The sequence below is a fragment of the Streptomyces sp. NPDC048277 genome (assembly GCF_040652235.1).
Classification (GTDB): domain Bacteria; phylum Actinomycetota; class Actinomycetes; order Streptomycetales; family Streptomycetaceae; genus Streptomyces.
In genome coordinates this window covers 61486-86946 of the sequence record NZ_JBEZLQ010000024.1, presented here as the reverse complement: position 1 = coordinate 86946, position 25461 = coordinate 61486, and the positions used below count along the sequence as shown (strand labels likewise).

The following is a 25461-nucleotide window of genomic DNA, read 5'->3' as shown; positions in this document are numbered from 1 at the left end:
GGTGGCCACGGCCACCGCCCTTTGCCATGCCCACGGAAATACGTTGTACGCCGTACAAGAGCTGTTCTACGGTGTACAGCATGACTTCTCAGGGCCACCCCCAGCGCTGGCTGATCCTCGGTGTCATCTGCCTCGCCCAGCTCACCGTGCTGCTCGACAACACCGTTCTGAACGTGGCCATCCCCTCCCTCACCCGGGAGCTGCACGCGGCCACCGCGGACATCCAGTGGATGATCAACGCGTACTCGCTCGTCCAGTCCGGTCTGCTGCTCACGGCGGGCAGCGCGGCCGACCGCTACGGCCGCAAGAAGATGCTGATGGCGGGCCTGGTCCTGTTCGGTGCGGGTTCGCTGGCCGCGGGGCTGGCCGATTCGACGGGTCAGTTGATCGCGGCGCGGGCCGGGATGGGCGTGGGCGGCGCGCTGTTGCTGACGACCACCCTCGCCGTCGCGATGCAGATCTTCACCCCCGACGAGCACCCCAAGGCCATCGGCATCTGGAGCGCCGTCAACGCGCTGGGCTTCGCCGCCGGTCCGCTGATCGGCGGGTTCATGCTCAACCACTTCTGGTGGGGCGCGATCTTCCTGATCAACCTCCCGGTGGCGGCGCTGGCGCTCGCGGCGGTGGTGGCCCTGGTCCCCGAGTCGAAGAACCCCCAGGGCGACCGCCCCGACCTGCTCGGCGCGCTGCTCTCCACGATCGGCATGGCCGCGCTGGTCTTCGCGATCATCTCGGGCCCCGAGCACGGCTGGACGTCGGGGCGGGTGACGGCCATGGCGGCGGTGACGGTGCTGGTGCTGGGTGCGTTCGCGTACTGGGAGAGCCGGATCCCGTTCCCCATGCTCGACCCCCACTTCTTCCGGGACCGCCGTTTCACGGGCGCCGTCGCCGGCGCGGTCCTGATCACCTTCGGCATGGGCGGCGCCCTGTTCCTGCTCACCCAGCACCTGCAGTTCGTCCTCGGCTACGGCCCGTTGGAGGCCGGCCTGCGCACGGCACCGCTCGCGCTGTCGGTCGTCGTCCTCAACTTCTCGGGCCTGTCGGCCAAGTGGGCGGCGCGGCTGGGTACGCCGGTGGCGATAGCCCTGGGGATGCTGCTGATGTCGCTGGGCCTGGTGTCCATCGCCGTTCTGGACTCCAGCGGGTACGGCGGCACGCTGCTCGGGCTGCTGCTGATCGGCGCGGGGTGCGCGATAGCCAACCCGGCGATGGCGCACGCCATCATGAGCGCGATTCCCGCGGAGAAGGCCGGGGTCGGGGCCGGGATCAACGGGACGCTGGCCGAGTTCGGGAACGGGTTGGGGGTGGCCGTACTGGGAGCCGTCCTCAGCTCTTCGGTGGCTTCCGGGAAGTCGCTGTCGGCGGGGCTGGGGGCGGGGCAGCTGGTGGGGGCGGTCGCGGTGGTGGTCGGGGGGTTTGTCGCCGCCGGGCTTCTCAGGAGGGCGGAGAAGAATGTCGCCTAGGGGGGAGGGGGTATGTGTTCGTGCGCGGGTGCGGGTGCTTTGTGGCTGATCGCGCCCACGCGGCGGAGCCGCATATCGGACACGGCCCCGCGCCCCTGACGGGGCGTTGGAGTCTTAGCATCTTTGAAAGTGATCGTGGTGGAGGAAGGTGTCGCGATGGTGCGGGCCAGTGTGTGGCTGGAGGAGAAGGCCCGTAAGGGCGGGCGTACCGGGCAGCCCTCCGGCCTCGACCGGGCCCGCATCACCTCCGCCACCGTCCGTCTGCTCGACTCCGACGGGCTCGGCAAGTTCTCCATGCGGCGGCTGGCGGCCGAGCTCGACGTGACCGCCATGTCCGTGTACTGGTACGTCGACACCAAGGACGACCTGCTCGAACTCGCCCTCGACGCGGCCTTCGGCGAACTGCGGCTGCCGGACCCGGCCGAGGGCGACTGGCGGGAGCAACTACGGGCGCTGGCCACGGAGTACCGGGCGCTGCTGGTCCGCCACCCCTGGCTCTCCCCGCTGGCCGGCCGCTACCTCAACATCGGCCCCCGCTCGCTCGCCTTCTCCCACGTGATCCAGCAGGTCGTCCGCCGCGCCGGCCTGCCCGCCCACGGCGTGACCGGCGCGATCTCGGCCGTCTTCCAGTTCGTGTACGGCTACGGCACGATCGAGGGTCACTTCGCCGAGCGCGTGGCAGCGGCCGGCATGACCCCGGACGAGTACTTCAACTCCGCGATGGACGCCGTGACGGAGGTCCCGGACACGGCGAAGATCATCGAGGAGTCCAGGGACCTCATGGCGGCCAGGGGCGGCGACACGGTCGCGGAAATGCTGGACAGGGACTTCACGTTCGCACTGGACCTGCTGATCGCAGGCATTGAAGCCAAGGTGAGTCGACCGACCTGAGGGGCGCGGGGCTGTATCAACATGCGGCTCCGCCGCGTGGGCGCGACCAGCCACAGCGAACCCGCAGTCGCGATTCGACACGCACCCCCACCCCCTTAGGCGTCGGCGTCCGGCGAAGCCAGCCGCGCCGGGAAACCGCCGGTGGCAACCGGCCCCCACTTCTCCGGCGTCACCCGGATGATCGACTTCCCCTGCTTCACCATCGCCGCCCGGTACTCGTCCCAGTCCGGGTGCTCCCCGGCGATGTTCCGGTAGTACTCCACCAGCGGCTCCACCGACTCGGGGGTGTCGATCACCTCGGCCTGTCCGTCGATCTGCACCCACGGCCCGTTCCAGTCGTCGCTCAGGACGATCAGGCTCACCCGCTCGTCCCGCTTCGCGTTCCGGGTCTTCGCCCGCTCGGGGTACGTGGAGACGACGATGCGCCCGGAGTCGTCGACCCCGCAGGTCAGCGGCGACCCCTGCGGGCTGCCGTCGGCGCGCCGGGTGAGCAGGATCGCCCGGTGCCGGGGCCGTACGAAGTCCAGCAGTTCGTCGAGGGAGACGGACGTGTTCGTCGCGATGTTCGGTGCCATGGCGCCAGCCTAGGGCCGGGGAGCCCGCTCAGCCTGTCTCTGCTGTGCCTACGCTCACGCCTGCGGCAGCGACTCCCCCTGCACCGCCTGGATCTCCAGCTCGATCTTGAGGGTCGTACCGATGGCCGCGATGCCCGCCTGGACGACCTGGTTGTAGTTCATGGCGAAGTCCTCGCGGTGCAGTTCGGTCGTCGCGCGGAACGCGGCCCGGGTGCCGCCCCACGGGTCGGCGCCGGTGCCCAGGTAGGCGAGGTCGAGGTCGACGGGGCGGACCACGCCGTGCAGGGAGAGTTCGCCGTGCACGGTCCAGCGGTCGGAGCCCGCCGCCGACAGGCCGGTCGAGGTGTAGACGATCTCCGGGTGCCGCTCGACGTCCAGGAAGTCGGCGGAACGCAGGTGCGTGTCGCGCATGGTGTTGCCCGTGTCGATGGAGGCGGCGCGGATGACCGCCCGGACGCTGGACTTGGCGATGTCGTCGGGGGCGATCTCGATCGAGGCGCCGAAGTCGGTGAAGCGGCCGCGGACGCTGGAGATGCCCAGGTGCTGGGCGACGGCGCCCACGGTGGAGTGCGCCGGGTCGACCGTCCACGGGCCGGGCGGGGGCAGCTCGGTGCCGCCCTGCCGCGCCAGCGTGACCGTGCCGATCTCCGCACGGCCGCTCGCGGTGACGATGGCGCTGGAGGCGGCGGGCGCGTAGCCCACGGCCGTGACGATGACGGTGTACGCCCCGGGCGCGAGCGGGTTCGGGTCCCGTACCGCGCCCTCGTCGTCGGCCTCGGCGCGCAGCACCTGGCTGCCGGTCATGTCGGTCACCGTGACGACCCCGTGCGACACGGCCCATCCGTCCCGGGTGCGGATCCTCGCGGTCAGTCCCATCCCGTTTCTCCCTGCGAACACTCGGATACTCGGATACTCGGATACTTCAAACAGTCAGACGCTTACAAAATGGCCTTATGGGACCGGCCCGTGGCGAGCGCCTCCTTGTGGGCGCGCCCGCCACGGGCCGGAGTCGGAACTACTCGCCCGGGTGGGAGAGTTCGATGTCGTGGCCGTCGACACCGGCGCCGGTGACGTTCAGCGCCGTGGCGACCGGCGGGTAGCCCGTCGCGATCACGGTGTAGTCGCCGCCGTCCAGGTCGGCGAAGGCGTACGCGCCGTCCACGCCGGTGGTGGCCGTGCCGACCACGTTGCCCGCCGCGTCCACGAGGGTCACGCGGGCGTCGCCCAGCGGACCGTGCGGGGCCCGTACGACACCCTGCAGCTGGGCGCCGGCGTCCAGGTCGACCTCGACCCGGGTGACCCCGGCGGCGCCGATCTCGACCGGCAGGGCGCGGGGGCGGTACCCGGCCGCGTTCACCGCGACCGTGACGACACCCGGCACCAGCTCGCCGAAGACGAACTGGCCCTGCTCACCGGTGGCCGCGGTGGCCAGCAGATCGCCGCGCACGTCGGTGACGATCACCATGGCGTCCTTGACCGGCAGCGCGCTGCCCGCGCCCCGGACGACACCGGTCAGCCCGCTCGTGCCGCTGAGCAGGATGTCGTACGGCACCGGCTCCTCGCCCACCACGATCGTGGACGCCTGCGGCTGGTAGCCGTCGGCGGAGGCGATCAGGACGTACGAGCCCGTACCGGGCGCGTCCAGGCGGTAGGCACCGTCGAAGCCCGCGACCGAGCGGCCCAGCTGGCGGCCGGAGAGCGAGATCAGGGTGACCGCGGCCTGCGCGACCGGGGCGCTCTCGGCGCCGCGCACGAAGCCGTGCACCGGGGTGCCGCCGGGGCCCGTGGACTGCGCGGGGAGGGCGAGGGTGGCGACGGCGGAGAGCTGCCGCTCCATGCCTTCGGGGGCGAGTTCCGTGCTGCTCACGACGGGGGCGGCCCAGCTGGGGACCTGCTCCTCGGCGGGAGCCGCGACGGCGGCAGCGGCGGCGGCCGGGGCGCTCTGCTCCGCGGCGGCCTGGGCGAGCCCGCCCTTGGTCCTCAGCGGGACCTCCTTGATGAACAGGCTGACCAGGAACGCGAGGGCCGCGAGGCCGGCGGCGATCAGGAAGACGTCGGCGATGCCGTGGCCGTAGGCGCTCTCCATCAGGGTGCGCAGCGGGGCCGGCAGCTTGCTCAGGTCCGGGATGCTCGCGTCGGACGAGCTGGAGGCGGCCAGGGCGGCCTGGTACTTGTGCGGGAGAGCGGCGGCGCCCTCCGTGACGTAGTGCGTGATCCGGCGGGCCATCACCGCGCCGAGCGCCGAGACGCCCACCGCACCGCCCAGGGAACGGAAGAAGGTGACCGTGGAGCTGGCCGAGCCGAGGTCGGAGGGGGCGACCTGGTTCTGCGTGCAGAGCACCAGGTTCTGCATCATCATGCCGACGCCGAGACCCAGCAGCGCCATGAAGATCGACATCTTCCAGTACGCCGTGTCGTACCGGATGGTCCCGAGCAGGCCGAGGCCGGCCGTCACGAGCACGCCACCGCTGACCAGCCACGCCTTCCAGCGGCCGGTGCGGGTGATGAACTGGCCCGAGACGGTGGAGGAGATGAACAGACCGCCGATCATCGGGATCGTCATCACGCCGGACATCGTCGGGGACTTGTCGCGGGCCAGCTGGAAGTACTGGCTGAAGAACACCGTGCCGGTGAACATCGCGACACCGACGAACAGGGAGGCCAGCGAGGCCAGGGTGATGGTGCGGTTCTTGAACAGCCGCAGCGGGATGATCGGTTCCTTGGCCTTCGACTCGACCAGGACGAAGACCAGTGCGAGGGCGATCGAACCGCCGACCATCGCGTAGGTCTGCCAGGAGATCCAGTCGTACTTGTCACCGGCGAAGGTGACCCAGACCAGCAGCAGCGAGACGGCGGCGGCGACGAAGAACGCGCCGGCCCAGTCGACCTTGACGTCCCGCTTCACGACCGGCAGGTGCAGGGTCTTCTGCAGCACGATCAGCGCGATGACGGCGAAGGGGACGCCGACGTAGAAGCACCAGCGCCAGCCCAGCCACGAGGTGTCGGTGATGACACCGCCGAGCAGCGGGCCGCCGACGGTGGCGACGGCGAAGGTCGCGCCGAGGTAGCCGGAGTAACGGCCGCGCTCACGCGGCGAGATCATCGCGGCCATGACGATCTGGGCGAGCGCCGACAGACCGCCGACGCCGACGCCCTGGACGACACGGCAGGCGATCAGCATGCCGGCGTTCTGCGACAGACCGGCCGCCGCGGAGCCCAGGACGTAGATGACCAGGGCTATCTGGACGAGCGCCTTCTTGCTGTACAGGTCGGCGAGCTTGCCCCACAGCGGGGTGGTCGCGGTCATGGCCAGCAGCGAGGCGGTGACGACCCAGGTGTAGGCGGACTGGCCGCCGCCGAGGTCGGTGATGATGTGCGGCAGGGCGTTGGTGACGATCGTGGACGACAGGATCGCCACGAACATGCCGAGCAGGAGGCCGGAGAGGGCCTCCATGATCTGCCGGTGCGTCATCGGGGCCTGCTCGTCGGAGCCTCCCCCGTGCTTGGCGTGAGCCCGCACACCGGCTGGTGTGGTCGTTGCCATGGGCTTCCTTTTCTTACGTGTTATGCGGGTGTACGGGTGGTCGGGGATTCGAATACGGGAGCTTCGATCACGGGGGTGGGGGCGCGGGCGGCGGAGGCGACCGTGGCCGCGACCGTGGCGGCGGCGGGCCGGGGATGCGGGGTCGTGGCCCGGCAGTCGCCGAAGCTGGCCCGGAGCCGGGTCATCAGCCGGATCAGCTGGTCGACCTCCTCGTCGCTCCAGTCGCTCAGCCGTTCGGTGAGCATTTCGGTGCTGCGCCGGGACAGGTCCTGGAGAGTCGCCTCGCCCGCGGGGGTGAGGTGCAGGATGCGGGACCGCTTGTCCGCCGGGTCGGGGGAGCGCTCGATCCAGCCGCGCTCGGCGACATGCGCCACATGCCGGCTGGTCACGGACATGTCCACGGCGAGCAACTCGGCGAGCTTGCTCATGCGCATGGAACCGTGGCGGCCGAGCAGCGTCAGCACGGCCGCGGAACCGGCCGGGCACTCGTGCGGCAGAATCCGCGCGAGGTCCCGTTTCACGGCTCCGACGGCGCTGAGCTGACGCGCCAGCTCCTCGAACTGCGCCTGCTCCGCCATCACACCTCCCGTTTTCGTTGCTTGGGGCAACCATAGAACTGCTTGGTTGCCACAGGCAAATAAATGGGCGGGCGCGGGTACAAAAACTTGGCAAAGGCAAGTATTGCGAACGTAAATGCCCAGGTGAAGGTGGTTGTGGGGAGGTTGTGCCGCCTACAGGCCCCCCACTTGGGCGACACACCCGGATTCGCTAGTGTCTCGGGCCATGGCTAACACCCAGGGCCCCCAGGGCAACCACGACCCCGCCGGCAGCACCCAGATGTTCCGTGCGTTCGTCGACGAGACCCCGCAGGGCTCCCAGCAGACGACGTCCACCTACTCGTCCTCCTCCGGCCCGCGCATCGGCCTGATCCTCGGCGTCGTCGCCGTGGTGGTCGTGCTGGCGGCGGTGGCCTGGCTGGCGCTCAAGTAACACGCGGACCCGGACGCGGTACGACGGTCCGGGCGGCGGTGCGACGACGGACCCGGGGTCGGGTGCCCCGGGCTTTCGTCGTGCTCAGCTCCAGTCGGCCGTCTCGACCCTGGTCTCGATGTGCATGCCCAGCGGAACCCGCCAGTCGTCCACGCAGACGGTCCAGGTCCCGCTCGTACGGGAGCCGGGGGCGATCGGGACCGGGAGGGGCTCGGTCGACCTGACCGTCGACCAGTCGATGCCCAGCAGGTCGATGATGTGCGTGCCGAGGGTGATCGTGCCCGAACGGACCGCTGTTCCCCCGGAGTTGTGGAAGGCGACGGTCACCTTCTCGCACCAGCGCTTGTCCGTGGCCTCACGGGTGGGGGTGCTCCAGGTGAGGGCGGCGGGTGAAGCGGACACCGAAGAGGTGCTCGGGCGCGGTGAGTCCGGCGCTGCCGGGCCGGAGGCCGGTGGCTGGGCGCCGTTGCCGCGGGGGGCGGAGGCCGAAGCCGACCGGGGTGGCACCGGGTTGGATGCGGGCGCCGTTGCGGCAGGCCCGTCCGTGGTCGCTCCGGGTCCGCCCGCGCCGGCCGTCCCTCCGCCTTTCGCTCCCCCCGCCCCGTCCAGCGGGACCAGCGTCACCGAGCCCGTGGGGGCCGTGGCGGGGCGTTTGGTGACGTCCGGGGCCGCGCCCACCGCCGTATAGCCGTGACCGACACCGCCCGTGCACGCCGTCAGGGCCGCGGCCAGGCAGACGGCGACCCCCGAGGCCGCCGCCGCGGTGGCCCACCGGCCGCCCGGTGTCCTGGGCGAAGGCGTGGGGATGCCGGCGCGGCGGCCACGATCCGCCGGGGCCGTGGCCCGGCGGTCGGCGCCCGCCGCGGCCGGTCCCGGTGTTCTACGTGGACGCGTGGAGACGGCCGCCGGTGCTGTCGTGACGTCGGCCCGGCGGCCGCTCGGTGTCTTCGCTGTCCGCGCTGCCCGCGTTGTCCTCGGCGTCCTACGGAGAAGCATCGCGCCAGTGTGGCTGACACTCCGTCAGTAAGGAACCCGTAGGCGCGGTTCAGTCCGAGATCAGGCCCTCGCGGAGCTGGGCCAGGGTGCGGGTCAGCAGACGGGAGACGTGCATCTGGGAGATGCCGACCTCCTCGCCGATCTGGGACTGGGTCATGTTCGCGAAGAAGCGCAGCATGATGATCCGGCGCTCGCGCGGCGGCAGCTTGGCCAGCAGCGGCTTCAGCGACTCGCGGTACTCGACGCCCTCCAGGGCCGTGTCCTCGTAGCCGAGGCGGTCGGCCAGGGAGCCCTCGCCGCCGTCGTCCTCGGGGGCCGGGGAGTCGAGGGAGGAGGCGGTGTACGCGTTGCCCACGGCCAGGCCGTCGACCACGTCCTCCTCGGACACGCCCAGCACGGCGGCCAGTTCGGTGACCGTCGGGGAGCGGTCCAGCTTCTGGGAGAGCTCGTCGCTGGCCTTGGTGAGGGCCAGCCGCAGCTCCTGCAGACGGCGCGGGACGCGGACCGACCACGAGGTGTCGCGGAAGAAGCGCTTGATCTCACCGACGACCGTCGGCATCGCGAACGTCGGGAACTCCACGCCCCGTTCGCAGTCGAAGCGGTCGATCGCCTTGATCAGGCCGATGGTGCCGACCTGGACGATGTCCTCCATCGGCTCGTTGCGGCTGCGGAAGCGGGCCGCCGCGTAGCGCACGAGGGGGAGGTTGAGCTCGATCAGGGTGTCCCGGACGTAGGCACGCTCGGGGCTGTCCTCTTCGAGTGCGGCAAGGCGCAGGAACAGGGAGCGGGACAGGGTGCGGGTGTCGAGGCTCTCCGATACGGCCGGAAGCTCCTGGGCCGGAGGGGCCTCCAGCGCCGGGGCGCCGGCGAGCGCACCATCGATGCTGTCGAGTACGTCGATGGCGTCGAGCTCCTTGGGCGCTGCCTCGCTGTTCGTGGGCGTAAGCACCTTCGAGCTGCCCTGGTCTGCGGACATGCCACCCCCTTTGGGTCGCGGGACGGTCGCGGCGGCGCTCCCCGGCGAGGAGCGGTGCCTTCACCTGAATACCGGAGCCGGGGCCCCGGCAAACGCGCTTCCGGCAGAATGTCACATGTCGGCAACACGCTGTAGTGACATGTCGACATGCGAGACGCGAATCCGCCCTGGATGCAGGGGGTCTGACGCTTTTTCGACCCTCAACTGTCGGGAAGTGCGCTGGTGAGCGATTCGCTCTCGCCGGTGATGGCTCGATCCTGTGCGCGGTTACGGCCGTACCAAGCCGCGCGGGGCGTGTCTCGGACCGATAACGGTGACCTGAGGCGCCCCAAAGGGGCGCGGGGAACTGCGCGCCAAGCCACGACGGCGCCGCAGACGCTCGACGGCACAGCGCGGCACATCGCGGCGCGCTCGGCGGCGCACCCAGCGGAGCGCTCAGGCCTCGATGCGGTTCGCCGAGCGCAGGCGCTGGAAGCTGCGCGCGAGCAGGCGCGAGACGTGCATCTGGGAGACACCGAGTTCGGCGCTGATCTGGGACTGGGTGAGGTTGCTGTAGTAGCGCAGCAGGAGGATGCGCTGCTCCCGCTCGGGGAGTTGGACGAGCAGGTGGCGGACCAGGTCGCGGTGTTCCACGCCGTCCAGGGCCGGGTCCTCGTAGCCGATGCGGTCCAGCAGGCCCGGGAGGCCGTCGCCCTCCTGCGCGGCCTCCAGGGAGGTCGCGTGGTACGAGCGGCCGGCCTCGATGCAGGACAGCACCTCCTCCTCGCTGATCCGCAGCCGCTCGGCGATCTCGGCGGTGGAGGGGGAGCGGCCGAAGGCCGTGGTCAGGTCCTCGGTCGCGCTGTTCACCTGGACCCACAGCTCGTGCAGCCGGCGCGGGACGTGCACGGTGCGGACGTTGTCGCGGAAGTAGCGCTTGATCTCGCCGACGACGGTCGGCATCGCGAAGGTCGGGAACTGCACGCCCCGGTCCGGGTCGAAGCGGTCGATGGCGTTGATCAGGCCGATGGTGCCGACCTGGACGACGTCCTCCATCGGTTCGTTGCGGGAGCGGAAGCGGGCGGCCGCGTAGCGCACGAGCGGAAGATTGGCCTCGATGAGCGCCGCGCGCACCCGGTTGTGCTCCGGCGTGCCCGGCTTGAGGTCCTTGAGCTGGCCGAAGAGCACCTGGGTCAGTGCCCGGGTGTCGGCGCCCCGCCGTTTCTCCGGGGCCGGAGCGGCCGCCTGGGCGGGCGGCTGGGGCGGGTTGTGGGGCGGATGCTGGGAGGGGCTCTGGGACAGGTCCTGGGGCGGGCTCTGGACTGGGGCGGGCGCCTCTTCCTGGGGCGGCGCAGAACTGGCCGACACGGTCAACGCCACCTCTTCATCGGTCAATCATCCGTCAAAAGCGGTCATAGCATCACAAGACATGTGCACTGTGTGCAAGCACCGCATAACGTCGTGTTGAGGGTGAATTGTGGCAAGTTGAGGCATAAGGCACGCAAAAGCCCCCCGTCGTTCCGGGCGGGGGGCGGGATCGGGAAAACGCCGTACGGCTCAGAAGTCGTAGTCGGCGATCACCCACGTGGCGAACTCCCGCCACTGCGCCGCGGCCGCCTGGTGGGCCGGGTGCTCCAGGTACCGCTTGAGCGCGTCCCGGTCCTCGACCGCCGAGTTGATCGCGAAGTCGTAGGCGATGGGGCGGTCGGTGGTGTTCCAGCCGCACTCCCAGAAGCGGAGTTCCCCGATCTGGCCGCCGAGCGCGAAGAAGGCCTCGGCGCCCGCGACGGCGCGCGGATCGTCGCGCCCGACGCCCTCGTTGAGCTTGAAGAGGACCAGGTGGCGGATCATGGAGGCTCCCGGGGGTGGTGCGCTACTTCGCTCCGTTGACGAGCCAGGTCATGAACTGCCCGATGGCCTTGGCCGCGTCCGATATGCCCTCGAAGCCTATCTGGACGTAGCTGGCCGCCTTGGCCGGGTCCGTGATGATCACGTACAGCGCGAAGACCACGAGCACGTACGTGGCGATCTTCTTGGCATTCACCGCCACCGCGGCCTCCCCTGTGCCTGCCTCAGCCGGCGTGTCTGCGTGCCTGTGGACCCTGCTGCCGGCCGCGAGTGTAACCTTCACGCCCCCCTCGGGGCCCAACGGCCCGCTGGTCGAGGCCTTTTGTCGGGTCCGGGGGCGCGAAAAGAGGCGCACGACGGACATGTGCCCCGGCGCGGGTTCGGACACGCAGAAAGGGCCCCGTCTTCCGACGGGGCCCTTCTCCAAGCGGTAGCGGAGGGATTTGAACCCTCGGTGACTTGCGCCACACTCGCTTTCGAGGCGAGCTCCTTCGGCCGCTCGGACACGCTACCGAGGGAGACCTTACAGCACAGGGGCCCGTGCTCTGAAATCGGTATTCGGGGGCCGGGGGCGGGCCCCGACGGGTTCCTCGGGGGGTTCCTCAGCGGGTGCGGAAGAAGTCCGTGAGCAGGCGGGCGGACTCCTCCGCCAGAACGCCCTCGACGACCTCGGGGCGGTGGTTCAGGCGCCGGTCCCGTACGACGTCCCAGAGGGACCCGGCGGCTCCGGCCTTGTCGTCGCGGGCGCCGTAGACGACCCGGTCCACCCGGGACTGGACCAGGGCGCCCGCGCACATCGTGCAGGGCTCCAGCGTGACCACGAGGGTGCAGCCGGTGAGCCGCCACTCCCCGAGCCGGGCGGCGGCCCGGCGCAGGGTCAGCACCTCCGCGTGTGCGGTGGGGTCGCCGGTGGCCTCGCGTTCGTTGTGACCGGACGCGAGGACCGTCGTACCGTCCGGGGACAGCACGACGGCGCCGACGGGGACGTCCCCGCCCCGGACGGCCTGCCCGGCCTCGTCCAGGGCGAGCCGCATCGCGGCCCGCCAGCGGTCGCGTACCGGGTCCGGGGACCCGGGTGCCTCGTGGAGGGTCAGCGGACGGTCTCCAGGACGTCGGCGGCGCCCAGGGCCTCGGCGATCTCGCTGAGCGCGTCGTCGCTGAGTGCCAGCAGCTCCTTCGGGCTCACGCCCAGGTCGTCGAGGATCCCGGTGTCACCGACCGGGCCGGCGGGCACGGCGGAGGTGTCCGTGTCCTCGTCGTCCTCGGTCTCCGGCTCACCGTCCTCGGTGCCGTCGAGGTCGAGGGCGTCCAGGTCGTCGGCGTCGTCCTTGGGCTCCCTTCCGAGCATTTCGTCGGTGAGCAGGAGCTCTCCGTACGAGCTGCGGGCGGCGGCGGCAGCGCTGGAGACGAAGACCCGGGGGTCCTCCTCACCGTCGATGCGCACGACGCCGAACCAAGCGTCTTCCTGCTCGATGAAGACGAGCACCGTGTCGTCGGCGTCCGACGCCGATTCCCGGGCCAGGTCGGCCAGGTCCGACAGGGTCTCCACATCGTCGAGCTCTGTGTCGCTCGCTTCCCACCCGTCTTCGGTGCGCGCGAGCAGTGCGGCGAAGTACACCGTGACTCTCCCACTGGTCTTAGGCGTGCCGGTTGGGGGTCCCCCCGGCGGAGGTTCTGGGCGGGGAGAGCTGTGCTCCGAGCCCCACCCACTCGGAATCGTGGCAGAAACAAGGCGTTCAGGGGACGTCTTCGGCTCCCTGTGTCTGGCAGTTTTGATCGCACGTGTGCAAAGAGGCACCCGTGTGTCCGTCACCGCAGCCACCAGCGCACTCGTTGCCGCCACCTGCGGATCGTACGCGGGTTTTCCCGCGGCCCACGCACGGCCTTCCCCGTGACGGACCGCAACGCGCCACAAGCAGTGGATCTTTGCCGAAGGATTGGCTTTACGACTCTTGCACGCTTACCCGCGCTTACCCGTGCTTACCGGCGGAACGTCCGCATGCGCCTGGCGTGGCGCGGCGGGGCCGCCTGGGCCGGACCCCGGTCCGACACCCTCGTTTTCCCCCGGACGGGGGGTTTGGTGCCAGCGCGAGGCGTAGGTGGACGCGGTTACTGTTATGGGCATGCGTCTCCACGTCGTCGACCACCCCCTGGTCGCTCACAAGCTCACCACGCTGCGCGACCAGCGCACCGACTCCGCGACGTTCCGTCGGCTCGCCGACGAACTGGTCACCCTCCTCGCCTACGAGGCGACGCGGGACGTGCGGACCGAGGCGGTCGACATCCGGACCCCGGTCTCGCCCACGACCGGCGTCAAGCTGTCCTACCCGCGGCCGCTGGTCGTGCCGATCCTGCGGGCCGGGCTCGGCATGCTGGACGGCATGGTCCGGCTGCTGCCGACCGCCGAGGTGGGCTTCCTGGGCATGATCCGCAACGAGGAGACGCTGCAGGCGTCCACGTACGCCTCGCGGATGCCGGAGGACCTCTCCGGGCGCCAGGTGTACGTCCTCGACCCGATGCTGGCCACGGGCGGCACGCTGGTGGCGGCGATCCGCGAGCTGATCAGGCGCGGTGCGGACGATGTGACGGCGGTGGTGCTGCTGGCCGCGCCGGAGGGCGTCGAGGTCATGGAGCGGGAGCTGGCGGGCACGCCGGTCACGGTGGTGACGGCGGCGGTGGACGACCACCTGAACGAGCACGGGTACATCGTGCCGGGGCTGGGGGACGCGGGGGATCGGCTGTACGGCGCGGCTGAGTAGAGCGCCGGGCGCCTTGGCGCCGTAGGGGTGCGGGTGCGTTTGCGGCTGCGGGTCCGTCGTGGCTGGTCGCGCCCGCGCGGCGGTAGCCGCAGATCGAATACAGCCCCGCGCCCCTTACGGGGCGCTGTCCTCAGCAGTGCTTCTTCTTCGTCGTTGTCGTCGGTTCGGGGGCGGACAGGGCCGTGATGGCCTTCGCGGCCGTTGCCTGGGGTGTCAGGGTCTTGAACGCGTCGCCCAGGATCAGGTCCACGGCCGTGCCCTTGCGGCCCGCCTCCGTGCGCTGGTCCGGCGTCGCCAGCTGGGTGGCCAGGACCGGGAGCGAGGTCTTCAGGGCGGACGCGGGGCCGAGCAGTACCGCCGTGCCCTTGACCTTCTGGTCGAACTTCGCCGGCGCGTTGCCGACGTCGCCGATCTTGAAGCCGCGCTTCTTGAGTTCGTCCGCGGTGTCCTTGGCCAGGCCCGTGCGGGTGGTGGCGTTGTAGACGTTCACCGTGATCTGGGCCGGCTTCGGCAGCGCCGTGGTGGACGCCCCGGCGGTCGCACCGGCCGCGGGACTCGCGCTCGCGACGGCCCGCTTCACGCAGTCGCCCGCCGAGCCGGCCGCCGAGGCCGACCCGCCGCCGCCCGTGAAGACGTCGATGAGCTGCAGGGTGCCCCAGCCGACCAGGCCGAGCGCGGTGACGGAGGCGACCACGGAGAGGGTCAACCGGGCACGCCGCCGGCGCGGGCGCATGCGAGGGTACTTGTCCCCTGTGATCCGGTACTGGCCGCCCATGCCGGGGGGAGTCAGCATGCTCATGAGCGCAGCGTAGTGCGCCACGGGAGCGTTGACTAATAGATGATCATCCGACGGTGTGCGGTCCAACCCGAAAGGGGCAACCGGCGCGTAACGGCGGGTGGTGAGCGGGCGTCAGTCGAGTTCGAGCACGCGTGCGTGCAGCACCTGACGCTGCTGGAGGGCGGCGCGGACCGCGCGGTGCAGCCCGTCCTCCAGGTACAGGTCGCCCTGCCACTTCACGACGTGCGCGAAGAGGTCGCCGTAGAACGTCGAGTCCTCGGCGAGGAGGGTCTCCAGGTCGAGCTGCCCCTTGGTCGTCACGAGCTGATCGAGGCGGACCGGGCGCGGCGCGACGTCCGCCCACTGCCGGGTGCTCTCCCGGCCGTGGTCGGGGTACGGTCGGCCGTTTCCGATGCGCTTGAAGATCACACGGAAAGCCTACCGGTCCAGACGTTCCGGGCGCAGCCTCCTGGCTCGGGCAGCGTGAGCCAAGTACGTGCGGTTTGTGGTCAATATCGGTCAAAGGGGGTGGATGTGGCCGGGTTGCTGACACATTCCCCTTATGGATGATCGGAAAGCGGCGGTCGGGTATGCGCGGCAGAGCCTCGGCCGCCCGGACAGGTCGGCTGGATCGGTACGAGCGCAGCTCGCCGCATGTCGCGCCGAGATGGTCGCCCGTGGCTACCGGTGTGAGGGCGAGTACGTTGACGAGGCTGTTTCGGCCTGTCGCCGCGACTCGGACCGCCCTGAGTTCGAACGCATGCCGGCCGATGTGCGCAGGGATGGACTCACGATTCGGCAGTTGATCGTGGTGCCTGAGGAGGCCGAGGTCATCCGGGATGTCGTACGCGGGATCCTCGCCCACAAGGATGAAGAAGCGTCGGCTGGTCGACGTCACCCCGGATCGCTCTCGGGAGGATTCTGAGAGATCCGCGACTGATCGGTCACGCGGTGGACCCGGTCTACGGCTCGGGTTCGACGGACGTACCCAGGGCCCGTCGCTCTGTCGTCGGGTACCGAAGCGTGGTTGATCCGCAGACGCTGATGCCGGTGATGAGTCATGAGCCCGTTCTCGGTACCGCTGACTGGGAGGAGCTTCAGGCGTGGCTGGACACTCTTCACGGAGGTCTCCCACGCCGACGAGGGGCGGCCCTGCTCCTCGAAGCTCCTTGCCGAGGCCGGTGTTCGCTTCGGCTCGGAAGCGAACCTCATGATCAGGGCGAAGGCGTACGAGGGCGGCGCGTGGCGATCCGCACCACTGACCGACAAGCGTGCCTTCCTGCGCTGCTTCATCGACTGCATCGAGGTGTCGAAGGCATTGTCGCGCGGCAACAGGGGTGAGCCGGACGCACCACCCGGCTCACCTCACCGCTCAGCCGCTCTTCCGCTCCTGATGCCGCGGCCGCTGCGGCTGTGTCGCCTTCGTCTCCGGCTTGGGTGTGCTGCGAACGGCTTCGGCGCGCAGCAGGGCGCGCAGGACCGCGTACGGGTCTGAGGACATGGCTGTGTTCCTTGCGTAGAGCTGACTGACCTGGGGGGAGTGCGGGGCCGGTCGGTCGCTCAGCAGCGCAGGACCACGGTGCGCAGGAGAGGGGTGGCGGCGTACGACGGACGCGGTGCCGTCGGGCGCGGGCGGTGGCGGCCGGCCAGGCCGGCGGGCGCCGGGTCGGGCAGCGGCGCGGGGCGCTGGGGTACGTCGGCGCGGTGGACGGCGCGGGCGGGCGGCCGTAGCGGGGTGTCGAGGACGTCGTGTTCGAGGACCTCGGCGGAGGCGGCGGCAGCGGCGGAGGCGGCCGAAGCGGCTCCGGCGAGGGCCACCGTGGGGGCGCCGGTCAGCAGCAGGGCGAGCAGCAGCACGAGCGCCCGCGGCCAGGCACGGCGGCCGGGCTGCGGGCGACCGGGTGCGGGGCCGCTGCTCATGGCGGTCATCTCCCCGCGCGGCGGGGGGTGTTCACCGTGCCGGGCGCGAGATCCGCCCGCTCGGAGTACCGGCGAGGCGCGAGGTTGACGCCGCTCACAGGGCTTGCGGAATCAGCTTGGCGCGGCTGCGGATGCCGAACGACGTGACGATCTCGACGATGCCGACGACGACCAGCCAGATACCGGCGACGAGAGTCAGGATGGCGACCGACTTGAAGGGCGACACGATCAGCACGATGCCGGCGACGAAGGTGACGATCCCGAGGAAGATCATCCAGCCGCGGGCGGGCATCCGGTGGTCGTGTACGGCGGCGAGCGTCTGGGTGATCCCGCGGATCAGCCAGCCGATCCCGATCCACAGGGCGAGCAGCAGGATCGACTCCAGCGGGCCGCGGAAGCAGAACAGGCCCAGCACGATCGACAGCGCGCCGCTGATGAAGGCCAGCACGCGCAGCGCGGTCGTCTTGTGCGTGCCGAAGGCGGCGACCACCTGGAAGACGCCGCTGACCAGCAGGTAGATGCCGAAGAGCACACCGGCGGCGAGCAGCGAGGCGCCGGGCCAGACGAGGACCAGGACGCCGAGGATCAGGGAGGCGATCCCGGTGATCAGAACGGTCTGCCAGGCGGCTTGCGAGAGGGCGTGCAACGGCCCTTCGAAGGGCGGTTCGGCCTCGTGCCGACCGGTCGCGGTGGCATGAGCCGTACGGTCGTCGTCGGCGGGGCCGCCGGTGCTGGGGGGCTCGGTCATGGTTCCAGCTGAGACCGGCGGCGACGGCCCTGCCAGCAGGGGGGAGCCGGACGGGTGAGGGCGCCCTTCCGGCCGGGCGAACCGGATGGGCGAGGGCGCCCTTCCGGCGGGGGCGAGTGCCCGGCCTACTTGCCGCCCGCCTTCGCGGCCTTCGCCGCCGCCTTCATCTCCTGCTTGTGCGCCCGCACCTTGGCCAGTGACTCGGGCCCCGTGATGTCGGCCACCGACCGGAACGACTCCGCCTCCCCGTAGGCCCCCGCGGCCTCCCGCCACCCCTTCGGTGCCACGCCCAACTGCTTGCCCAGCAGCGCCAGGAAGATCTGCGCCTTCTGCTTCCCGAACCCGGGCAGTTCCTGGAGCCGCTTCAGCAGCTCCGCCCCGCTGTCGGCGTCGCGCCAGATGCCCTCGGCGTCACCGTCGTAGTGCTCGACGAGGTACTGGCACAGCTGCTGGATGCGCTTGGCCATGGAGCCGGGGTACCGGTGCACCGCCGGCTTCTCGGAGAGCAGCGCGGCGAACGCCTCCGGGTCCTGGGCGGCGATCTCGTGCGCGTCCAGGTCGTCCGTGCCCATGCGCTGCGCGATGGTGGCCGGCCCCTTGAACGCCCACTCCATCGGGACCTGCTGGTCGAGCAGCATGCCGGTGAGCGCGGCGAGTTTGCTGCGGCTGAGGAGTTCGTCGGCCTCGGGATCCTGGGCGAGACGGAGAGCCGTGGCGGCGGCATCGGTACGGGTGTCGGCATTGGCGTCCATGGCTCGATGATCCCGCGCCCGGACCCGCCCCGCGCGCCCGCGGCCGCCCGCCCTGCCCGGTCCTCTCAGCCCTCACGTACGATTCCCCCACGATTCAGCTTAGGCAAGCCTAACCTCATGCAAGGGGTGTCACAGGATGACCATCGAGACGTACCGCGACGCCTGGGGCATCCCGCATCTGCGCGCGGACGACGTCCGTGAACTCGCCCGTGCGCAGGGCCGGGTGACGGCTCATGACCGGGCGTGGCAGCTGGAGGTGGAACGGCACCGGGTGCAGGGCACGTCGGCGTCCTTCCTCGGCTCCTCCGCGGTCGCCTGGGACGTCTTCGCCCGCCGGGCGCGCCTGGCGGACACGGCGAGACGGTGCTTCGAGGCGCTGGAGAGACGGGATCCGGAGACGGCGGACTGGGTACGGGCGTACGTGGCCGGCGTCAACGAGGGACTGACGGCCGGCGCCGCCCGCACCCCCGAGTTCGCCCGTACCGGCCTGGCCCCCGGCCGCTGGGAGCCCTGGCACCCGCTGGGCGTCTGGCTGGCCACCCACATCCTGTTCGCCGGCTTCCCGGCCAAGCTGTGGCGCGAGGAGGCGATACGGCACCTGGGCGAGGAGTCGATCCCCCTCTTCGCCACGGACGGCCCCGCCACCGCGGGCAGCAACGGCTGGCTGCTCTCGGGTGCCCGCACGACCACCGGCGAGGCGCTGATCGCGGGCGACCCCCACCGCTTCATCGAGGCGCCCGGTGTCTACCAGCAGATCCACCTCTCCTGCCCCGAGTTCGACGTGATCGGCCTCGCCGTCCCCGGCACCCCGGGAATCGCCCACTTCGCCCACACGGGCACGGTCGCCTGGTCCATCACCAACGCGATGGCCGACTACCAGGACCTCTACCGGGAGCGCCTGCGCCGCACGGAGACCGGCGTGGAGGCCCTGGCCCCGGACGGCACCTGGACCCGAGCCGCACACCACACGGAGACGGTGGAGGTGGCGGGAGAACCCCCGATACAGATCGAACTGATCGAAACCGCCCGCGGCCCGGTGATCGCCGGCGGCCCGGAGGGCTTCGGGGCGACGGACACGAAGGAGAGGACGACGGGGACGGAGGCGGAGAAGGGGACGAGGGCGGAGGGTGCGGCGGCGGTGACAGATACGGCGGAGGCGGCGGAAGCCGAGCCCGCCGGGCAGGCCGGACAGGCTGAGCAGTCCGGGCAGGCCGAGGCGGCGCACGAGCCCGCAGTCGCCGACGGTGCTCGGTCCCTGGGTTCCCTACCCGTGTCCGACCACGAAAGCCGCGCGTCGACCGCCGGGTTGCCTGTCGCGCCCCACGAGCCGGCAGTCGCCGATGGTGCTCGGCCCCCACTGGGGCCACCCGCACCTGATCACGAAAGTTGTACGGGTGGTGCGGGTGGGAAGTCGTGGGCCGATGCCGGAGGCGAGGCGTTGGCGCTGCGTTATCCGCCCCGTGTCACCGAGGACCTCGGTTTCAGCGCCCTCCTCCCCCTCCTCCGCGCCCGCCGGGTCGCCGACGTCGACAGGGCCTTCGACGCCTGGACCGAGCCCGTCAACGTGGTCCACGCCGCCGACACCGCCGGAGGCACCCTGCACCGCGTCGCCGGCCGCGTCCCCGTCCGCTCCCGCACCAACCGCACCCGGCTCGCCCCGGCCTGGCTCCCCGGCCACGCATGGCAGGGCTGGCACGAGATGCCGTACGGCGACATCACCGACGGCGTCGCCGTGATGGCGAACCAGCGCGGCCCGGCCACCCCGCTCGGCGTCGAGTTCGCCCCACCCCACCGCGCCGACCGCATCCGCGCCCTCCTCGACGAGCGCCGCACCTGGTCCGCCGCCGACCTGCCCGCGATCCACACCGACACCCACCTCGCCTCCGCCGCCCCCCTCCTCGACCACCTCGCCGCCCTCGACGGTCTCACCCCCGCGGCCGCCGCACTCCGCGACCGGCTCCTCGCCTGGGACCGCCGGATGGAAGCCGACAGCACCGACGCCGCCGTCTACGCGGCCGTACGGACCGCGGTCGTACGGCACCTCGCCGCCCACCCCGCCTTCGCCCCGCTCACCGAACCCCCCGCCTACCCCGAGGTCCTGCTCCCCTGGCTCGCCCTCACGCCCCGGATCGCCTTCGCCCTCGAACACCTGCTCCGCGCCGAGGAGTTGTACGGCATCGACCGCCCCGCCGTGGTCCGTACGGCGATCGAGGAAGTCGCCGCAGACAAGCCCACCCGTACTTGGGGCGACACCCACCGCCTCGCCCCCTGGCGGGCGCTGCCCGAGCCGTCGTACGACGGACCCGGCCTGTCCGGCGACCACGACTGCGTGCTGTGCACCTCGGCCGTCCCCGGCCTCACCGACCTCGCCGCGCGCGGCCCGGCCGCCCGCTACGTCTGGGACCTGGCCCACCGCGACGACAGCCTCTGGGTGGTCCCGCTCGGCGCGGACGGCGTCCCCGACGCGCCCCACCACACCGACCAACTCCCCTTGTGGCTCAAGGGAGAACTGGCCCCCGTCGTCACCGACTGGGCCCGGCTGGAACGCGTAGACCCCATCGACACAGAGGAGACCGATGTCTGAGCACCACCCCGTCCTCGAACACACCCTGCCCGGCTTCGGCACCGTCCGCCTCCGCCCCTTGGACCCGGAGCGCGACTCCGCGGTCGTCCACACCTGGGTCAGCGAGGAACGCGCCGCCTTCTGGGGCATGACCGGCCTCACCCGCACCCAGGTCGCCGAGATCTACGCCCATATGGCCACCCTCGACACCCACCACGCCCACCTCGCCGAGAAGGACGGCGAACCGGTCGCGCTCCTCCAGACGTACGAGCCGGAGGCCGACCGGGTGAGCGAGTGCTACGACGCCCGCCCCGGCGACATCGGCATCCACGTCCTGCTCGCCCCGGCCGGCGCCGAAGGCCCCCGCCCCGGCTGGACGGAGGCCCTCCTGACCACCTTCACGGCGTACGCCCTGCGCACCCTCGGCCGTCACCGCATCGTCGTGGACCCGGACGTCCGCAACGAGAAGGCGATCGCCCGTTTCCGGCGCCAGGGCTTCACCCTCGGCCCGGCCGTCGTACTCCCCGAGATCGACCTCCCGGACGTCCACCTGCCCGAGAAACACGCCCAACTGGCGTTTCTCACCCGGCGGACAGCCTTCCCGGATGATGACGCCTGAGGACCTCGTCGCCCTTCCCCAGTTCTCGGCTTCGCTCGAACCGGGGAGACCCCTATCGACCTGAAACCCATCCCCCGCGAGGGCGGCCTGTTCCGGCGCACCTGGGAAGGTCCCGCGCGCGCCGACGGCCGCCCCGAGGGCTCCGCGATCGTCGCCCCGTAAGGGGCGCGGGGCTGTATCGATGTGCGGCTCCGCCGCGTGGGCGCGACCAGCCCCACCGTCCCGCAGACACAATGAGCGCTGAACACGCCCCATCCGTATAACCCATGAACGCGTGTTTCCGAACTCGGAGCGGGTGACGTGAGCGAAGAACACGACCAGCGGCGAACGTCGGCCAAGCACAGGGTCCTGCGCGCCCTCACCCTGATCGGCACCCTCCTCGCCGCCCTCCTCCTGGCGTCCGCGGCGCCCGCCTCCGCACACGCCGCACTCCGCGGCAGCGACCCCGCCGACGGCGCCGTACTCAAGTCGGCGCCCGGATCCGTCACTCTGACCTTCACGGAGTCCGTCGGCCTGCTCGACGACTCGTTCCGGGTGTACGACCCCACCAACCACCGGGTCACCACCAGCGACCCCGAACACGGCCCGGCCAGCGCGGACACCGCCCGGATCACGTTCCCCAAGAAGCTCGGCACCGGCACGTTCACCGTGGCGTGGCGGATCGTGTCCGCGGACAGTCACCCCGTCTCCGGCGCCCTCACCTTCTCCGTGGGCAAGCCGTCGGCGACCACCGTGCCCGTCTCCACCGGCCCGGTCGAGAACCCGGTCACCGGCGGCCTCTACAACATCGGCCGTTACGTCGCGTACGTCGCCCTGGCCCTGCTGATCGGCACCGTCGCCTTCATCACCGTGTGCCGCCCCCCGGACACCACACCCCTTCGCCAACCGATCCGGGCGGCCTGGTGGGCCCTGCTGGCCGCCACCCTCTTCCTCTTCGTCCTCCGCTCTCCGTACGAGGAGGGCACCTCCCCGGCGGCGGCCTTCGACCTCTCCGCCCTCGCCAAGTCCGCGACGGGCCGCCCGGGCCTGGCCCTGCTCGCCAGGGTCGCGCTCCTGGCGGTCGTCGCGGGCCTCTACGTCCTCCTCCGCAAACGCGAGAAGCTGTCCGGCCTCACCGGCCCGATCAGCCCGTCCCGCCCCCTGCTCGCCACAGCCACTGCTCTCTCCGTCGCCCTGGCCCTGACCTGGGCGGCCGCCGAGCACGCCTCCGCCGGCATCCAGGTGCCCCTGGCGATGACGTCCTCGGTGCTGCACCTGCTCGCGATGGCGCTCTGGCTGGGCGGCCTCGCGGCCCTCCTCACCACCCTCTACCGGGCCACCGCCACGCCCCTCCCCGCCGTCGTCGTCACCCGTTTCTCCCGTGTGGCCTTCGCCTCGGTGACGGTCCTCGTCGTCACCGGCGTCTACCAGTCCTGGCGCGGCCTGGGCTCCTGGCAGGCGCTCACCGACACGTCGTACGGCCGACTGCTCCTCATCAAACTCGCCGCCGTGACCCTGCTGCTGACGGTGGCCTCCCAGTCCCGCCACTGGACGGCGAAGCTGGCGGCCGTGCCGTCCGCGGCGGCCCGCGACCGCGTCCCGCAGACGGTCGGCGCGCCGGCGCCGGAGGAACCGCTGACGGAAGAACGGCTGACGGAAGAACGGCTGACGGAGGAACCGCCGACGGAGGAACCTCCGACGGCGCAGGCGCCGACCACCCCGGACAACCACCTGGCCCTGCGCCGCTCCGTCCTCGCCGAAGTCGCCATCGGCGTCGCCGTCCTCGTCGTCACCACGATCCTCACCGGCACCCTGCCCGGCCGGGCGGAAGCCGAGGCGGCCGGGGCGGGAGCGACGACGGCGGAGGTCGGCATCCCCACGGCCTCCGTCTCCCTGGTCCCGTTCGACGTCGGCACCCCGAACGGCCACGGCAAGGTGCAGATCACCCTGGACCCGGGCCGGGTCGGCAAGAACTCCGTGCAGGCGGTCGTCTTCGGCCCCGACGGCGGTATCTCCACCGTGCCCGAACTCCGCCTCTCCTTCACCCTCGCCGCCCAGAAGATCGGCCCGCTCCCCGCGAACCTGGCCGACGTCGGCGGCTACTGGGCCGCCAACTCGGTCAGCCTCCCCATCGCGGGCGAGTGGACGATGCAGGTGACGGTACGGGTGTCGGACCTGGACCAGGTGACGGTGGCGAAGAAGGTCCGCATCGCCGCCTAGCACGACCAGGTATGAGTCGCGTGTGCGGATGCTTCGCGTTTCCTTAATTCTCGGAGAAATTTTCTACAACCATCCGGCTCAGATGTCCGTCTGGTTAACACAAGGGTGTGTAGGGGTTGATGTAGAGGAGCTCAGAACGTGACCGTGCGTTCCTTTGCCCGGCGGATGCGGCCGCGAGTCGAGCGGAAGGCCGCCGAGAAGGTCTGGCAGCTGCGCACCATGCGGCGGCGCCGCATGGCGGCGGTCACGGACCCGGTGCTCCGCCCGGTGGCGGTGCGCGGTCAGCAGCTCTACGGACGGGTCGTGACCCGGTTCAGCGCCGCCGAGGCGGCCGCCGCCAACCTCGGCCTGGTCCTCGCCGCACTGGAACAGGAACGCATCCCCCACTTCCTGGTACCGGCCTCGCGCACCCGCCACGCGCTCGGCGTGAACGCCGTCGACCGGGAGCGTTTCCTCACCGCCCTGGAGGCACAGAACGCGGGGAAGGCGGTGTTCATCGGCAGACCGCTGCCCGGCGGAAAGCTCAGGCATCCCGCGCTGTTCATGGACGGCGTCCTGCCGGCCGCCCTGCGTACGGCCCCCGTCCTGCGGATCGGGGAGAACCACCTGGGCCCCGCGGGCCAGCTGCTGGCAGGACCGGAACTCGCCTGCGACGTCGAGTTCTGGGAGGACGGGGCGGCCCTCCTCGCCTCCGCCGACGGCCCCCGGCGCCTGGCCTCGGTCCAGCCGCAGGCCTCCGAGGACGTCTTCGCCGATTCCCTCGTCGCACCCCGGAACAACGGCATCACGGACGTCCTGCCGGCGTCCGAGCGGACGCCCGCCCTGGTGCGGATCGGCGACCGGGAACTGCCGGGCTTCGCCGCGCTCACCCTGCCGACCGTGAACGACGTGACCTTCCCCGTCGACGTCGTATACACCTGGGTGGACGGCGAGGAGCCGGAGATGCGGGCCAAACGCGCCCGCCACCAGGAGCGCGGCACCGCCGAGATCCTGGACAAGGAGACCAACGCCTCCCGCTACACCAGCCACGACGAGCTGAAGTACTCACTGCGCTCGCTCGCCATGTACGCCGACTTCGTACGCCACATCTACCTCGTCACCGACGGCCAGAAGCCGCACTGGCTCGACGACACGGTTCCCGGGATCACGGTCGTCGACCACCGGGACATCTTCCCGGCGGACGTCCTGCCGGTGTTCAACTCGCACGCGATCGAGACCCGGCTGCACCACATCCCGGGCCTGTCGGAGCACTACCTCTACTTCAACGACGACGTGTTCGTCGGCCGCCGGGTCACCGCGGAGCACTTCTTCCACGGCAGCGGTCTGATGAAAGTACCGGTGTCCCCGCTCAAGATCGGCGTGGGCAAGCCGCACGCCGAGGAGACGGCCACCAACTCCGCGAGCAAGAACGTCCGCCGGCTGCTGCTGGAGAAGTTCGGGCGGATGACCACGAACAACTTCATGCACACCCCGCTGCCGCAGCGGCAGGAGGCACTGCGGGCGCTGGAGGAGCTCTTCCCGGAGGACATCGCCCGCACCACGGCGTCCCGCTTCCGCTCGCCGCAGGACATCGCGGTGACGGCCCCGCTGCTCTACCAGTACGCGCTGATGACCGGCCGCGGTGTGCCGGGCCGGTTCAGCTTCCGGTACGTCAACATCAGCCGCCCGGACGCCGAGGCCCGCCTGTCCGACCTGCGCCGCAACCGCCGCTTCGACTTCTTCTGCCTCAACGACGTCGACGTACCGGCGGAGGAGCGGGAGCGGGTCGGCGTCCGGATGAACGAGTTCCTGGAGGACTACTTCCCCTTCGCGAGCCCCTTCGAGAAGCCCGCCGAGAAGCCTGTCGAGAAGCGGAACTGAC

Annotated in this window: 26 protein-coding genes, 1 tRNA gene and 1 pseudogene; 10 read left to right on the top strand and 18 right to left on the bottom strand. The window is 71.1% G+C overall.

The window, feature by feature from the left end; translation table 11 throughout:
• The first annotated feature begins 80 nt into the window (after positions 1-80).
• Entirely contained in the window at positions 81-1463 is a 1383-nt protein-coding gene (locus AB0D85_RS38800) for an MFS transporter (protein WP_362331201.1), read from the top strand.
• Positions 1464-1619: 156 nt separating this feature from the next.
• Positions 1620-2354 (top strand): TetR/AcrR family transcriptional regulator, encoded by a 735-nt coding sequence (locus AB0D85_RS38795; RefSeq protein WP_362331444.1) that lies wholly within the window; start codon positions 1620-1622, stop codon positions 2352-2354.
• 95 nt (positions 2355-2449) lie between these two features.
• Here AB0D85_RS38795 and AB0D85_RS38790 read toward each other — a convergent pair whose 3' ends face one another.
• The 4 genes from AB0D85_RS38790 to AB0D85_RS38775 all read right to left on the bottom strand — a co-directional run bounded on the left by AB0D85_RS38790 (position 2450) and on the right by AB0D85_RS38775 (position 7051).
• Positions 2450-2929, bottom strand: a complete 480-nt coding sequence (locus AB0D85_RS38790; protein WP_362331198.1) for a PPOX class F420-dependent oxidoreductase — start codon at positions 2927-2929, stop codon at positions 2450-2452.
• 54 nt (positions 2930-2983) lie between these two features.
• A complete protein-coding gene (locus AB0D85_RS38785; RefSeq protein WP_362331195.1) occupies positions 2984-3805 on the bottom strand; it encodes a YceI family protein in 822 nt (273 codons plus the stop codon).
• Between the two features lie 139 nt (positions 3806-3944).
• Complete coding sequence (locus AB0D85_RS38780) at positions 3945-6473, bottom strand: MFS transporter (protein ID WP_362331192.1); 2529 nt, start codon at positions 6471-6473, stop codon at positions 3945-3947.
• Between the two features lie 20 nt (positions 6474-6493).
• Positions 6494-7051 (bottom strand): MarR family transcriptional regulator, encoded by a 558-nt coding sequence (locus tag AB0D85_RS38775; RefSeq protein ID WP_362331189.1) that lies wholly within the window; start codon positions 7049-7051, stop codon positions 6494-6496.
• A 205-nt stretch (positions 7052-7256) separates the two neighbouring features.
• Between AB0D85_RS38775 and AB0D85_RS38770 the strand changes: the two genes are divergently transcribed.
• Entirely contained in the window at positions 7257-7463 is a 207-nt protein-coding gene (locus AB0D85_RS38770; protein ID WP_362331186.1) for a hypothetical protein, read from the top strand.
• An 84-nt stretch (positions 7464-7547) separates the two neighbouring features.
• Here the strand turns inward: AB0D85_RS38770 and AB0D85_RS38765 are convergent, their stop codons facing one another.
• The 8 genes from AB0D85_RS38765 to AB0D85_RS38730 all read right to left on the bottom strand — a co-directional run bounded on the left by AB0D85_RS38765 (position 7548) and on the right by AB0D85_RS38730 (position 12880).
• Positions 7548-7865: a hypothetical protein gene (locus tag AB0D85_RS38765; RefSeq protein WP_362331183.1), complete on the bottom strand. Its 318-nt coding sequence runs from the start codon at positions 7863-7865 to the stop codon at positions 7548-7550.
• A 643-nt stretch (positions 7866-8508) separates the two neighbouring features.
• Entirely contained in the window at positions 8509-9435 is a 927-nt protein-coding gene (locus AB0D85_RS38760; protein WP_362331180.1) for an RNA polymerase sigma factor SigF, read from the bottom strand.
• 435 nt (positions 9436-9870) lie between these two features.
• Entirely contained in the window at positions 9871-10788 is a 918-nt protein-coding gene (locus tag AB0D85_RS38755) for an RNA polymerase sigma factor SigF (protein WP_362331441.1), read from the bottom strand.
• Positions 10789-10971: 183 nt separating this feature from the next.
• On the bottom strand, positions 10972-11265 hold the full coding sequence (locus AB0D85_RS38750) for a Dabb family protein (protein ID WP_362331177.1): 294 nt from the start codon (positions 11263-11265) through the stop codon (positions 10972-10974).
• Between the two features lie 22 nt (positions 11266-11287).
• Complete coding sequence (locus tag AB0D85_RS38745; protein WP_185149253.1) at positions 11288-11464, bottom strand: hypothetical protein; 177 nt, start codon at positions 11462-11464, stop codon at positions 11288-11290.
• A 226-nt stretch (positions 11465-11690) separates the two neighbouring features.
• Positions 11691-11775: transfer RNA gene (locus tag AB0D85_RS38740), tRNA-Ser, on the bottom strand.
• A gap of 89 nt (positions 11776-11864) precedes the next feature.
• Positions 11865-12296, bottom strand: a complete 432-nt coding sequence (gene tadA, locus AB0D85_RS38735; RefSeq protein WP_362331172.1) for a tRNA adenosine(34) deaminase TadA — start codon at positions 12294-12296, stop codon at positions 11865-11867.
• Positions 12297-12352: 56 nt separating this feature from the next.
• A complete protein-coding gene (locus AB0D85_RS38730) occupies positions 12353-12880 on the bottom strand; it encodes a hypothetical protein (RefSeq protein WP_362331169.1) in 528 nt (175 codons plus the stop codon).
• A 505-nt stretch (positions 12881-13385) separates the two neighbouring features.
• Between AB0D85_RS38730 and upp the strand changes: the two genes are divergently transcribed.
• Positions 13386-14021 carry a uracil phosphoribosyltransferase gene (gene upp, locus AB0D85_RS38725; protein ID WP_362331166.1) on the top strand — a complete coding sequence of 212 codons (636 nt, stop codon included), beginning with the start codon at positions 13386-13388 and terminating at the stop codon, positions 14019-14021.
• Positions 14022-14151: 130 nt separating this feature from the next.
• Here upp and AB0D85_RS38720 read toward each other — a convergent pair whose 3' ends face one another.
• Entirely contained in the window at positions 14152-14820 is a 669-nt protein-coding gene (locus AB0D85_RS38720; protein ID WP_362331164.1) for a LytR C-terminal domain-containing protein, read from the bottom strand.
• 111 nt (positions 14821-14931) lie between these two features.
• Positions 14932-15228, bottom strand: coding sequence for a type II toxin-antitoxin system VapB family antitoxin (locus AB0D85_RS38715; protein ID WP_003999914.1), 297 nt, complete (start codon positions 15226-15228; stop codon positions 14932-14934).
• 133 nt (positions 15229-15361) lie between these two features.
• On the opposite strand from AB0D85_RS38715, the gene AB0D85_RS38710 reads away from it, so the two are divergent.
• Positions 15362-15724 (top strand): recombinase family protein, encoded by a 363-nt coding sequence (locus AB0D85_RS38710; RefSeq protein WP_362331161.1) that lies wholly within the window; start codon positions 15362-15364, stop codon positions 15722-15724.
• 447 nt (positions 15725-16171) lie between these two features.
• Here the strand turns inward: AB0D85_RS38710 and AB0D85_RS38705 are convergent, their stop codons facing one another.
• From AB0D85_RS38705 to AB0D85_RS38690, 4 genes are all read right to left on the bottom strand, one after another.
• The gene (locus AB0D85_RS38705; RefSeq protein ID WP_362331158.1) at positions 16172-16300 is read right to left on the bottom strand and encodes a hypothetical protein; all 129 of its coding nucleotides are present in this window, start codon (positions 16298-16300) and stop codon (positions 16172-16174) included.
• 59 nt (positions 16301-16359) lie between these two features.
• Positions 16360-16719, bottom strand: coding sequence for a hypothetical protein (locus AB0D85_RS38700; RefSeq protein ID WP_362331155.1), 360 nt, complete (start codon positions 16717-16719; stop codon positions 16360-16362).
• A 94-nt stretch (positions 16720-16813) separates the two neighbouring features.
• Complete coding sequence (locus AB0D85_RS38695) at positions 16814-17467, bottom strand: HdeD family acid-resistance protein (RefSeq protein WP_362331152.1); 654 nt, start codon at positions 17465-17467, stop codon at positions 16814-16816.
• Between the two features lie 125 nt (positions 17468-17592).
• Entirely contained in the window at positions 17593-18219 is a 627-nt protein-coding gene (locus tag AB0D85_RS38690) for an HhH-GPD-type base excision DNA repair protein (protein ID WP_362331149.1), read from the bottom strand.
• Between the two features lie 136 nt (positions 18220-18355).
• Here AB0D85_RS38690 and AB0D85_RS38685 point away from each other — a divergent pair, with 136 nt between their 5' ends.
• The 5 genes and pseudogenes from AB0D85_RS38685 to AB0D85_RS38665 all read left to right on the top strand — a co-directional run bounded on the left by AB0D85_RS38685 (position 18356) and on the right by AB0D85_RS38665 (position 25460).
• A complete protein-coding gene (locus AB0D85_RS38685) occupies positions 18356-20803 on the top strand; it encodes a penicillin acylase family protein (RefSeq protein ID WP_362331146.1) in 2448 nt (815 codons plus the stop codon).
• Positions 20796-21401 (top strand): GNAT family N-acetyltransferase, encoded by a 606-nt coding sequence (locus AB0D85_RS38680; RefSeq protein ID WP_362331143.1) that lies wholly within the window; start codon positions 20796-20798, stop codon positions 21399-21401. The genes AB0D85_RS38685 and AB0D85_RS38680 overlap by 8 nt, the downstream gene beginning before the upstream one ends.
• 54 nt (positions 21402-21455) lie before the next feature.
• A pseudogene (locus AB0D85_RS38675) lies at positions 21456-21557 on the top strand (cupin domain-containing protein); the annotation flags it as partial.
• Positions 21558-21764: 207 nt separating this feature from the next.
• On the top strand, positions 21765-23600 hold the full coding sequence (locus AB0D85_RS38670) for a copper resistance protein CopC (protein WP_362331438.1): 1836 nt from the start codon (positions 21765-21767) through the stop codon (positions 23598-23600).
• Positions 23601-23738: 138 nt separating this feature from the next.
• Positions 23739-25460, top strand: coding sequence for a stealth family protein (locus AB0D85_RS38665; protein ID WP_362331140.1), 1722 nt, complete (start codon positions 23739-23741; stop codon positions 25458-25460).
• The last annotated feature ends 1 nt before the right edge of the window (position 25461 follow it).

Excerpts from the sequence above, each read along its gene's own strand:
- AB0D85_RS38800 (WP_362331201.1), top strand. The coding sequence starts at position 81 with ATGACTTCTCAGGGCCACCCCCAGCGCTGGCTGATCCTCGGTGTCATC.
- AB0D85_RS38680 (WP_362331143.1), top strand. The coding sequence starts at position 20,796 with ATGTCTGAGCACCACCCCGTCCTCGAACACACCCTGCCCGGCTTCGGC.
- AB0D85_RS38775 (WP_362331189.1), bottom strand. The coding sequence starts at position 7,051 with ATGGCGGAGCAGGCGCAGTTCGAGGAGCTGGCGCGTCAGCTCAGCGCC.
- AB0D85_RS38780 (WP_362331192.1), bottom strand. The coding sequence starts at position 6,473 with ATGGCAACGACCACACCAGCCGGTGTGCGGGCTCACGCCAAGCACGGG.
- upp (WP_362331166.1), top strand. The coding sequence starts at position 13,386 with ATGCGTCTCCACGTCGTCGACCACCCCCTGGTCGCTCACAAGCTCACC.
- AB0D85_RS38690 (WP_362331149.1), bottom strand. The coding sequence starts at position 18,219 with ATGGACGCCAATGCCGACACCCGTACCGATGCCGCCGCCACGGCTCTC.
- tadA (WP_362331172.1), bottom strand. The coding sequence starts at position 12,296 with ATGCGGCTCGCCCTGGACGAGGCCGGGCAGGCCGTCCGGGGCGGGGAC.
- AB0D85_RS38685 (WP_362331146.1), top strand. The coding sequence starts at position 18,356 with ATGACCATCGAGACGTACCGCGACGCCTGGGGCATCCCGCATCTGCGC.
- AB0D85_RS38720 (WP_362331164.1), bottom strand. The coding sequence starts at position 14,820 with ATGAGCATGCTGACTCCCCCCGGCATGGGCGGCCAGTACCGGATCACA.
- AB0D85_RS38695 (WP_362331152.1), bottom strand. The coding sequence starts at position 17,467 with ATGACCGAGCCCCCCAGCACCGGCGGCCCCGCCGACGACGACCGTACG.
- AB0D85_RS38795 (WP_362331444.1), top strand. The coding sequence starts at position 1,620 with ATGGTGCGGGCCAGTGTGTGGCTGGAGGAGAAGGCCCGTAAGGGCGGG.
- AB0D85_RS38705 (WP_362331158.1), bottom strand. The coding sequence starts at position 16,300 with ATGTCCTCAGACCCGTACGCGGTCCTGCGCGCCCTGCTGCGCGCCGAA.
- AB0D85_RS38790 (WP_362331198.1), bottom strand. The coding sequence starts at position 2,929 with ATGGCACCGAACATCGCGACGAACACGTCCGTCTCCCTCGACGAACTG.
- AB0D85_RS38750 (WP_362331177.1), bottom strand. The coding sequence starts at position 11,265 with ATGATCCGCCACCTGGTCCTCTTCAAGCTCAACGAGGGCGTCGGGCGC.
- AB0D85_RS38710 (WP_362331161.1), top strand. The coding sequence starts at position 15,362 with ATGGATGATCGGAAAGCGGCGGTCGGGTATGCGCGGCAGAGCCTCGGC.
- AB0D85_RS38700 (WP_362331155.1), bottom strand. The coding sequence starts at position 16,719 with ATGAGCAGCGGCCCCGCACCCGGTCGCCCGCAGCCCGGCCGCCGTGCC.
- AB0D85_RS38785 (WP_362331195.1), bottom strand. The coding sequence starts at position 3,805 with ATGGGACTGACCGCGAGGATCCGCACCCGGGACGGATGGGCCGTGTCG.
- AB0D85_RS38770 (WP_362331186.1), top strand. The coding sequence starts at position 7,257 with ATGGCTAACACCCAGGGCCCCCAGGGCAACCACGACCCCGCCGGCAGC.
- AB0D85_RS38760 (WP_362331180.1), bottom strand. The coding sequence starts at position 9,435 with ATGTCCGCAGACCAGGGCAGCTCGAAGGTGCTTACGCCCACGAACAGC.